The sequence below is a fragment of the Mesorhizobium sp. M1A.T.Ca.IN.004.03.1.1 genome (assembly GCF_003997555.1).
Lineage (GTDB): Bacteria > Pseudomonadota > Alphaproteobacteria > Rhizobiales > Rhizobiaceae > Mesorhizobium.
In genome coordinates this window covers 1-243 of record NZ_RZTV01000927.1, presented here as the reverse complement: position 1 = coordinate 243, position 243 = coordinate 1, and the positions used below count along the sequence as shown (strand labels likewise).

Genomic DNA, 243 nt, shown 5'->3' with positions numbered 1-243 from the left:
CGCCCGGCAACAAGTTGCGTTCTGATGCGGCTTCCGTGGTTTTCCAGACGCCGCTGATGGTCGGTTGCGTGCGCGCCTGCTGGGAGATCATCAAGGAGTCGCCGCGTGTCGGGCAGCAAGAGAAGGCCCGCTGCGAACTCAAAACCGGGAGACTTCTGGAGCAGATGCATGCCGCGTTTGAAAACAATGTTATGGAGGAAGGTCCACGGCTCAGAGCGGAGATCGGGGACTATTCGGTTCGGA

Annotated in this window: 1 protein-coding gene; it reads left to right on the top strand. The window is 59.7% G+C overall.

Going from position 1 to position 243, the window contains the following annotated elements; all coding sequences use genetic code 11:
* The coding region (locus tag EOD29_RS36410) for a hypothetical protein (RefSeq protein ID WP_164764075.1) at window positions 1-243 on the top strand (243 nt) is incomplete at both ends.